Genomic DNA, 10,312 nt, shown 5'->3' on the forward strand with positions numbered 1-10,312 from the left:
AATCAACATCGAAGCTGGTAAAACCACCGGCTCGGTGGTGGTCGATACCCCGGCCAACGACGTCTACAAAAACGGCAGCACCGTCAGCACCACCATCGAAAGCACCACCGGTGGCAACTTCGAGCAGCTGACCCCRAGCACCACCCCAGCCGTTACGACGATCACCGACTCGATCGATAACACCGGCCTGTCCCTGACGGCGACCGGCTCCGTGGCCGAAGGTGGCCACATCACCTACACCGCGACGCTGACCAATGCGGCCGGCACGCCAGTGACCGTGACCCTGAGCAACGGCGCAGTGATCAATATCGACGCTGGCAAAACCACCGGCACCGTAGTGGTCGACGCACCAAAAGACGACGTCTACCTCGACGCCGGCAAGGTCCAGGCAACGATCTCCACCGCCACCGGCGGCAACTTCGAGAACCTGGTCACCAGCAGCACACCTGCGGTCACCAACGTCACCGACACCATCGACACCTCGACGGTGAAACTGACCGCGACTGACTCGGCAGCCGAAGGCGGCACTGTCACCTACACCGCAACCGTCTCGGCGCCAGTGACCGGTTCGGCAGTGATCGTGACGTTGGCCAACGGCCAGACCATCACCATTCCAGTCGGCCAGTCCAGCGGCACCGCGACCACCACTGCCCCGAACGATGCATTGATCGGCCACACCCCGCTGACCAACGCGATTACCAACGTCAGCGGCGGTAACTACGAAAACCTGGTCGCCGACAAAACTCCGGTCAGCACCAACGTGACCGACACCGTCGACACCACCAACCTGACGCTGAGCGCCACCGGCTCCGTGGCCGAAGGTGGCCACATCACCTACACCGCGACCCTGACCAATGCGGCCGGCACGCCAGTGACCGTGACCCTGAGCAACGGCGCAGTGATCAATATCGACGCCGGCAAAACCACCGGCTCCGTGGTGGTCGACGCACCCAAAGACGACGTCTATCTCGACGCCGGCAAGGTCCAGGCAACGATCGCAACGGCGACCGGCGGCAACTTCGAGAACCTGGTCACCAGCAGCACACCTGCGGTCACCAACGTCACCGACACCATCGACACCTCGACGGTGAAACTGACCGCGACCGATTCGGCAGCCGAAGGCGGCACCGTCACCTACACCGCCACCGTCAGTGCGCCGGTCACCGGTTCGGCAGTGATCGTRACGTTGGCCAACGGCCAGACCATCACCATCCCGGTCGGCCAGTCCAGCGGCACCGCGACCTCCACCGCACCGAATGACGCGCTGGTCGGCCACACTCCGCTGACCAACGCCATCACCAACGTCAGCGGCGGCAACTACGAAAACCTGGTCGCCGACAAAACTCCGGTCAGCACCAACGTGACCGACACCGTCGACACCACCAACCTGACGCTGAGCGCCACCGGCTCCGTGGCCGAAGGTGGCCACATCACCTACACCGCGACCCTGACCAACGCCGCTGGCACGCCAGTGACCGTGACCCTGAGCAACGGCGCAGTGATCAATATCGACGCCGGCAAAACCACCGGTTCCGTGGTGGTCGATGCACCAAAGGACGACGTCTACCTCGACGCCGGCAAGGTCCAGGCGACGATTGCAACGGCGACCGGTGGTAACTTCGAGAATCTGGTCACCGATAAAACGGCTGCCGTGACCAGCGTCACCGACACAATCGATAAAACCGAAGTCAGCATCAGCGGCAGCAGTCAGGTCACCGAAGGCCAGACCGCCAGCTACACCGTGACCCTGACGCATCCGGCGCAAACAGAAGTGACGCTGAAGATCGTCTACAGCGGCACGGCCACCGACGGCTCGGACTTTACCGGTGTGTACACGGTGAAAATCCCGGCGGGCGCCAGCAGCGCCAGCTTCAATATCGCGACCATCGACGACAAGATCACCGAGCCTACTGAAAACATCGTGGTCAAGATCGACTCGGCCAGCGGTGGCAACTTCGAAAACCTGGTGGTCAGCAGCACCAATGGCAGCGTCAACACGTCAATCATCGACAACGATGCTCCGCCCGTCATCGACCTTGACGCCAACAACTCCAGCGGCGCGACCGGTGCCAATTACAACGTCACCTTCACCGAAGGCACCACCGGCCCTGGCGTATCGATTGGCGACACCGACCTCACGATCACCGACCCGGACAGCACCATGCTGACCGGCGCCACCATCGTGTTGACCAACCGTCAGCCCGGCGACTCGCTGAACCTGGGCAACAGTGTCAACGGCATCAGCATCAACGCCAACAGCAAGGATGGTTCGATCACCCTGACGCTGTCCGGCAATGCGACGCTGGCCGACTACATGCAGCAGATCAAGAACATCACCTTCACCAACAACAGTGAAGACCCGAGCACCACGCCGCGGACCATCACCGTGACGGTGACCGATGGCAGCAATTACTCCAACGTCGCCACCACCACCGTCAATGTGGTCGCGGTCAACGATGCGCCGGTCACTACCGGCGGTGCGGTCACCGGCACTGAAGACACGGCGCTGATCCTCGGCTGGTCGAATTTCGGTGTGAGCGATGTCGACAGTCCTGCTGCCAGCCTAGGCGTGAAAATCACCCAGCTGCCGGGCGACGGCAAGTTGCAGTACCTGGACGGTTCGACCTGGAAAGACGTGGCCAACAACCAGACTTTCAGCAAGGCCGACATCGACGCAGGCAAGCTGCGCTTCATGCCTGATGCCAACGAATCCGGCACCAATGGCTACGGCGGCACCGGCGTGGGCAACCAACAGGCCGATTACGCACAGATCCAGTTCCAGCCAACCGACGGCCAACTGCTGGGCAGCACCGGCACGCTGAAAGTCGATATCACTCCCGTTGCCGATGCGCCAACACTCAGCGTCGCCGACAACAATGTGAATTCGACAGGCCTGATCAAGGAGGTCTGGACTGGTCTGGCCGGTCTCGGCACCAGCGGTAGTGGCGCGCCAGCTGAAACCCTGAAATCCGTGATCGATGCTGCCGGTACTCCGAACAGCAGCGGTACTGTGAGCAACGTGCAGTCCGACAGCAACGTTGCAGCCGGCACAGCATCTAAAACTTCCGGGCTGATCTACCTCGAAGCCGGCAAGACCTACAGCTTCAGCGGTATCGCTGACGACAGTTTGCTGGTGACCATCGGCGGTAAAAACGTGGCCGGTGCCACGTGGGGCGCGGGTGGCCAGATCTCCGGCTCGTTCACGCCGACCACCAGCGGTTACTACACCCTGGATATCTACCACCACAACCAAAATGGTCCAGGCAGCTACGACGTCAACCTGTCGGTCAACGGCGCACCTGCCATCGACCTGAGCAGCGCAGGCGTGCCGATCTACACGGGCGTCACCGACCTGATCAATGCTGGTGTGACGGTCTCCGACCTGCACGGCACCAATGGCGAAGGCTACTACGACGGCTACAAGCTCAACACCGGCGCCGAGGGCGGCAGCGTTCATCTGTCAAAAATCACCACCGCACTGACCGACACCGACGGCTCCGAAAGCCTGAGCGTGAAAATCGGCGGTATGCCAGCCGGTTCCGTACTCAGCGATGGCGCAGGTCATACCTTCACCGTGGCGACCACCGGCGAAGCGAACGTCACTGGCTGGAACCTCGGCAGCCTGACACTCACCCCGCCACCGTACTTCAACGGCTCGATCAATCTGACGGTGACGTCGACTTCCACCGAGTCCCTCGGCGGCTCGGCGCCAAGTACTGCGCAGATCCCGGTCACGGTTTACCCGGCGGTGTATAACGCGTCGGTCGCCACTTCAGGGGATGACAATTTCGTCGGTACTAACGGCAACGACATCATGATCGCCGACATCGGCGGGCTGACCGTGGTGCCCGGCACCAACTACAACATTGCGTTCATGGTCGACAGCTCGGGCAGCATGAGCGCCTCCTCGATCAACGCGGCCAAAGACTCGCTGACATCAGTGTTCAACACGCTCAAGAACAGCCTTGGCGCCAGCACTTCGGGCACGGTGAATGTCTTCCTCGCGGACTTCGATACCCAGGTCAACAAGCAGGTTGCGGTCAACCTGAATGACCCGAATGCCCTGACCCTGCTCAAGTCGGTGCTGGACTCGATGGCTTCCGGCGGCGGCACCAACTACGAAGACGTGTTCAAGACCACGGCCAACTTCTTCCAGAGCAGCATGGCCACTGGTAACAGCAGCGCGACCAACCTGACGTTTTTCATTACCGACGGACAGCCAACGTTCTACCAGTCCGGCGAACAGACCAACCCGACGTTGTACAGCGGTGGCGCCAAGCTGGACGACGTCGTCACGACCAGCAACTACACGCTAGGGAACACGTTCTCCAAGTACCTGGACAACACGCACTACCTCTCCATCGGCAGCGATGGTTCGACAACGCTGCAGACCTATACCGGCAACCGCTGGGTCAGCAAAGACCTGGGAATGCTCCACGCTCAAGGAGATGGCACCTATGAGTTGTCGAAACTGGCCGGTACGGGCTACAGCTCCGATAGCAGTACCACCAGCAACTCCAACGACAGCTTCGCGTTGCTCGGCAAGTTGTCGCAGGTCGAGGCCATCGGCCTGAACAACGATGTCAGCCTCAGCGACCTGAAACCGTTCGACACCGACGGCAAACCGCAAACCAACATCGACCCGGCCAACCTGGCCAACTCGATCATCGGTCACACCGAAGCGACCATGCCGGGCGCCGATACGGTCAGTGGCGGCGACGGAAATGACATCCTGTTCGGCGACCTGGTGAGCTTCAACGGCATTGCCGGTGAGGGTTACCAGGCCATGCAGGCCTTCGTGGCCCAGCAGACCGGCGTGGATGTCAGCAAAGTCACCACCAGCAACGTGCACCAGTACATCACTGAGCACTACACCGCGTTCGATGTGTCCGGCGCTCATGACGGTAATGACACGCTGTTGGGCGGTGCCGGTAACGACATCCTCTTCGGCCAGGGCGGCAACGACATCCTCGACGGTGGCAAGGGCAATGACATCCTGCTGGGCGGTACGGGTAACGACACGCTGATCGGTGGTCAGGGCAACGACATCCTGATTGGCGGATCGGGTGCCGACACCTTCGTCTGGAAGGCCGGCGATACCGGTAACGATGTGATCAAGGACTTCAAGGCCAGCGAAGGCGACCGGATCGACCTGCATGATCTGTTGCAGGGCGAAAGCGGCAGCACCATCGATAACTTCCTGAAAATCAACACGGTTGATGGTGTGTCGACGTTGCAGGTCAGCTCCGAAGGCAAGCTCAACGCGGCCGGCGGCGTGGCCAACGCTGACGTGACGATCAAACTGGAAGGCAATAACTGGTCCGGTCAGAGCATCAATTCGCTGATCGCCGGTAGCGACCCGACCATCAAGATCGACCACAACAACACCTGATCAAGCCCTTGACGGCCGCTCGTAATGAGCGGCCGTCACGTTGCTGTCAGTCACCATCGGGTGACGATTTCGTCGTGGCACCGCATACTCGTACGCGTTGGCCTATCCTGCTGACAGCACGACGCGGGTTCATTCATGAGGGATTTTCGATGTTCTACGTGCAACGCGATGCGCAAGGCCAGTTGGTGCGCGTGGAAGCTACGGCTTACGCAGAGGCTACGGAAACGCTGCCCTCCGATCACCATGAGATCCAGGCCTGGTACGCCAACGAAGTGATGGAGACCAGCCTCAAGCAGCTCAAGCAAAGCGACCTGGAGATGATCCGGGTACTCGACGACCTGATTCAGGTGCTCGCCAGCAAAGGGGTGATTCGCATCACCGACCTGCCAGCGGCCGCGCAAGCCAAACTGATGGACCGGACCCAGGCCCGTGAAGCGCTGGGTGGTTTGAGTCACCTGATTAATGAAGATGAAGGCGGGTTGATTTAAAAGATCGCAGCCTGCGGCAGCTCCTACATGGATTTGTGCATGCCCGTAGGAGCTGCCGCAGGCTGCGATCTTTGCGTGTCACTCCCGCCAGGGCTTCGGCTCACCAAACAACTGCCCTTGCACGCCGTACACACCCATCTCGCGAATCACCCGTAACTCCCCTTCGGTCTCCACTCGCTCGGCAATCAGCGGCAGATCGATGCTGTGCGCGGCGCGCTGGATGRCTTCGATGAACAGACGCTTATCGCTTTCCTGATCAATGGCGCGGATGTAACTGCCATCGATTTTCAGATAAGCCAACCCCAGCCGTGCCAGGTTGCCGATCATGCTGAAGCGACCGCCAAAACGCTGCAGGCTCAGGGAGAAGCCCAGCTCACGCAGATGACGGGTCAGCTGTTCGAGCACGGCCTGATCAGGTAATTGCTCTTCGCCGATCTCCAGGGTCAAGCGTGGTCCCAGACTGGAATGCTCGCGCAGGATTTCGAAGACTTTGTTCAGGGCTTGCGGATCAGCCAGGGTGGCGGCGGACAGGTTCAGCGCCAGCGAGTCTTCATGGCCGGCCATCTGCGCCAACACCCGTTCCAGCATCAGACGGTCCAGCCGCGCGGTCCAGCCAAAACGCTCCAGCCACGGTAGGAAGCGCCCGGCAGGGATGGTCTGACCCTGCTCATCGAGCAAGCGCGAGAGCACTTTGTAATGCAGCACCAACTGCGTGTCCTGACTGGCCACGACCGGTTGGAAGTACAACTCGAATCGCTGCTGATCCAGTGCCTGATCGAGCAAGGTATGCCACGCATGGTGATCGTCGCCGACAATGGCCGCTGCGCCGTGATCCAGGCACGCCCAGTTCATCTCACCCTCGGCTTCTGCCTGTGACAACGCCTGATCCGCCAGGCTCAACACCGCCTGCGGCGTGTCGCCATGGGCAAACGGCGCCAGCCCGATCGACGCCACCGACGCCACATCGGTTGCCCCGGTTGCATGCAGACTGGCCAGCGCGCTGTCCAGGCTCTGCGCCAGTTGCAGCGCCTCTTCGCGCACCAGACCAGGCGCCAGCACGGCGAATTCACCRCCGCGAATGCGCGTCACCAGGTTCTGGGTTTCCGGGAATCTGGCGCACTCACGCGACAGTTGCTCGCCGACCGCCCGCAGCAACTGGTCGGTGCGTTGACCGCCCAGACGCTGGTTCAAACCGGCCAGGTCCTTGACCCGCAACAGCAACAGATAACCTGAGCTGGCCTGCTCCGGGTTGCTCACCCGGGCGTTCAATTGCATCTCGAAATAACGCCGGTTAGCCAGCCCGGTCAAGTTGTCCTGGTAGGACTCGACCCGCAGTCTTTCACTGCGCTCAGCCTGCTCCTGAAACAACGCCTTGAGCTTCTCGACCATCTGGTTCATCGCCTGCACCACGCGCCGCAGTTCCGGGGTACGCGGCAGCTCGGGCAGGCTGAGAAATTCGCGGCGGGCGATGGCGTGGGATTGCTTGACCATGTAATCCAGCGGTTTCAATTGTCGACGCAGCAACAGTGCGCCGAGTACTGCGCTTAATGCGCCGCAGATCAGCAACCAGCCCAGACTGCCCAGGGCGCTCTGCCAGAGCTTGGCCACGGCGAACATCGGGTGGCTGATCACCTCGACCCTGGCCGCCTGCTCCCAGCCACGGCTGACCAGTGCATCACCGCCAGCAGGCTCCAGAGCGATCAATTTGACGAACCAGCCGGGCACGCTGGTAACTTCCGGAATGCCACTGCGCTCGACGATGGCCTTGTCGGTTTTGAGGTCGACCACGCGAATACTCGCGTAATAACCGCTGTCGAAGATCGAGCTGACCATCAGCTCGACCATCGCCGGGTCGTCGATGTTCGGCGTCAGCGAAAGCGCCAGCGCGGTCGCAGCGTCCTGTGCGTGGGAGCGCAACTGATTGACGTACTGGGTCCGCGAACTCTCCAGGCCGACCATGAAGCTGCCACTGAAAGCGACGACCAGGAACAGACAGATAGCGATCAACAGTTGTTTGAACAAAGACATCTAAGCGCGTGCTCCTAGTGAGTCGTCTCGACCGGAAATCCTTCGGCCTGCATTTTCTTCAACACATCCTGCCAACGGGACAGACGCTTGGTGTCACCGACTTTTTTGTTGCCCTTGGCGCCCGGTAACCAAAGCCCTTCGGCATTGAAGGAGTAGACCGGCAACAAATCGGTGCGCTGGCTGGCCGGCTGGATCGCATCCATCAGGCTGTCGAGCACCAGCGGCATAGCGTCAGGGCTTGAATAGTAGGTCAAGACCATGTGCGCGCGATTCTGGCGCAGGGCCTTGACGTATGTGATGCGCAACTTGTCACTGGAAACTCCAAGATGGCGCAGGCTGAAATACTTGGCGATCGCGTAGTCCTCACAATCGCCAGCGCCTTTCCACAAGGCTTCGATCGGTGTCGCCCAGTAGTCCTCGACGTGCCACAGGTCGATGTCTTCCACGTAATGCATCTGCTTGTTGAAGAACAGGTTGATCACGTTGAGCTGTTCCAGCTCAGAGGTTTGCTTCTGTGTCGCCAGCAGGTGCTGCCAGGCATCGATTCGTTGCTTGCCTTCACCCAACGGCCCGTACAATGTTTCGGCCCGGCGACTGATCAGCGAAAAATCCCAATCGGCATGCAGACCGCCCAGCAAGACGCCGGCAATCAGCAGTGCTGAACACAACCAGCGCAGGGGCCGAGGGAAAGCGAAACGTGCCAGCAATGCAGTGAGTCCAAAGGGCGGTTGGAAATCGATGGATGGTGAAGCCTTGATCGATAAAAGACAATGGCACGGTGCAATCACCGCGAGCACGCTAGACTTGGGGAAAGCGGAAGCAGTTGAAAAAAACGTAGCCAGTGATGCTCTGTTCGGTGGCAATGCCAGTGGCATAAAACTAACGGAAACTGATTTGTTTTGCCGGTTTGACAACCAGCAAGGCAGTCACTAGTGTGCATTGGATCCAATATTTTTCATTTTAATCAGGGTGCGTTGTCGTGACACAGAAGCCCAACCCTTTAAGTACTATCCCGGTCAGCGGCCCAATCCCTGCTCACCTTGCGCGATCGGTGATCGAAGAAACCCTGCGCTCGGCGATTCTCGACGGCCGTTTGCCTTGCGGCACCGCGCTGCGCCAGCAAGACCTGGCCGACCTGTTCGGCGTCAGTCGCATGCCGGTGCGCGAAGCCTTGCGCCAGCTCGAGGCGCAATCACTGCTGCATGTTGTCGCACACAAAGGCGCGGTTGTCGCGCCATTGGTCGAAGGTGACGCCGCCGAAACCTATGCCCTGCGTATCCTGCTGGAGTCCGAGGCCCTGCGCCTGTCGATCCCGCTGCTCGACGACGAAGATTTTGCCGAGGCCGAGCGTTATATCAACGACCTCGAAACACAGACCGATTATGCCGAGATCGGCAGGCTTAACCGTTTGTTCCACATGACGCTGTACCGCAAGGCGCCCAACCGCAGGCTCCTCAGCCTGGTGGAAGGCGGTCTGTGGGAAGAGGAACGCTTTCTGCGCTTCAACCTTGAAGCCATGGGGCTCGGCAAGCTGTCCCAGGAAGATCACCGTGACCTGCTGCGTGCTGCACAAGCCCGGGACATCGCGCTAACCGTAACAAAGCTTCAGAACCACCTCAACCGGGGTGTCGAGGTCATCACGCGTTACCTGAACAGCCTTGAACCTCAGGGCAAGAAATCATCGACGTGAATCGTACAAGAAAAACCGTGCACACCCGGAACACTCCATGGCTGACCGTGATCAGCGCCAGCCAGACGACGGACGTCAGGCTGATCTGCTTCGGCGAGGCCGGTGCCGACCCCGAGCAGTTCCGCAGTTGGACTCAAGCGCTGAGCGAGCACATTGAACTACTCGCGTTCAGGCTTCCTGGCCATGACAATCCGCAGAATCGGACACACTACGAACAATGGCCACCGCTGCTGGTCGACGCCTTTGCGGCGCTACAACCTTACTTGTCTGAACCCCATGCGCTGTTTGGCCATGGCCTGGGCGCAATTCTGGCCTACGAACTGGCCAAGTTGAGCGAAACCCACTGCCCAGGGCAAACCCGTCACTTGTTCATTTCCGGTTGCCGCAGCCCGGATACCCGACCCGCTTCTGCGCCACTGCACAGCCTGCCGAACATCCGGCACGGTTATGCACCCTCCAACCCGGGCACACTTCTCGATGCAACTGCCAGCGATCAACTCGCCGCCTTTGAAGCGCTGATACACAGTGATCTGAAACTGCTCGAGTCCTGGGCCGACCCTTCCAGTCGCAGCCTGCACATACCGATGACTGCCTTCTACGGCAGCGACGATCCGCTGGCCCCTCTTGAAAGCATGGTCAATTGGCGCGAGTTCACTCGCCGTGAATTCGAACTGATCGAAATGACCGGTAATCATTTTTTCACCACCACTCAGC

6 protein-coding genes and 1 pseudogene are annotated in these 10,312 nt (G+C 60.3%); 5 read left to right on the plus strand and 2 right to left on the minus strand.

Annotated elements, in window-relative coordinates; all coding sequences use genetic code 11:
* Together AC1DH9_RS12330 and AC1DH9_RS12335 are read left to right on the plus strand one after the other, a co-directional pair.
* Window positions 1-5,392, plus strand: a pseudogene (locus tag AC1DH9_RS12330) (LapA family giant adhesin); the annotation flags it as partial.
* A 149-nt stretch (window positions 5,393-5,541) separates the two neighbouring features.
* On the plus strand, window positions 5,542-5,880 hold the full coding sequence (locus tag AC1DH9_RS12335; protein ID WP_427546583.1) for a tryptophan synthase subunit beta: 339 nt from the start codon (window positions 5,542-5,544) through the stop codon (window positions 5,878-5,880).
* 78 nt (window positions 5,881-5,958) lie between these two features.
* Here AC1DH9_RS12335 and lapD read toward each other — a convergent pair whose 3' ends face one another.
* Window positions 5,959-7,908 carry a cyclic di-GMP receptor LapD gene (lapD, locus tag AC1DH9_RS12340; RefSeq protein ID WP_477808238.1) on the minus strand — a complete coding sequence of 650 codons (1,950 nt, stop codon included), beginning with the start codon at window positions 7,906-7,908 and terminating at the stop codon, window positions 5,959-5,961.
* 14 nt (window positions 7,909-7,922) lie between these two features.
* The gene (gene lapG / locus AC1DH9_RS12345) at window positions 7,923-8,615 is read right to left on the minus strand and encodes a cysteine protease LapG (RefSeq protein ID WP_427546578.1); all 693 of its coding nucleotides are present in this window, start codon (window positions 8,613-8,615) and stop codon (window positions 7,923-7,925) included.
* Window positions 8,616-8,646: 31 nt separating this feature from the next.
* Here lapG and AC1DH9_RS12350 point away from each other — a divergent pair, with 31 nt between their 5' ends.
* The 3 genes from AC1DH9_RS12350 to AC1DH9_RS12360 all read left to right on the plus strand — a co-directional run.
* Entirely contained in the window at window positions 8,647-8,841 is a 195-nt protein-coding gene (locus AC1DH9_RS12350; RefSeq protein ID WP_427546575.1) for a hypothetical protein, read from the plus strand.
* Window positions 8,842-8,887: 46 nt separating this feature from the next.
* The gene (locus AC1DH9_RS12355) at window positions 8,888-9,598 is read left to right on the plus strand and encodes a GntR family transcriptional regulator (protein WP_427546573.1); all 711 of its coding nucleotides are present in this window, start codon (window positions 8,888-8,890) and stop codon (window positions 9,596-9,598) included.
* Window positions 9,595-10,312: thioesterase II family protein (locus AC1DH9_RS12360; RefSeq protein ID WP_477808239.1), on the plus strand; the 718-nt coding region annotated here is incomplete at its 3' end. The genes AC1DH9_RS12355 and AC1DH9_RS12360, both read left to right, overlap by 4 nt.

Source organism: Pseudomonas sp. 05T35, from assembly GCF_056396605.1.

Coding starts and splice junctions, on each gene's coding strand:
- AC1DH9_RS12335 (WP_427546583.1), top strand. CDS start 5,542: ATGTTCTACGTGCAACGCGATGCGCAAGGCCAGTTGGTGCGCGTGGAA.
- AC1DH9_RS12350 (WP_427546575.1), top strand. CDS start 8,647: ATGGATGGTGAAGCCTTGATCGATAAAAGACAATGGCACGGTGCAATC.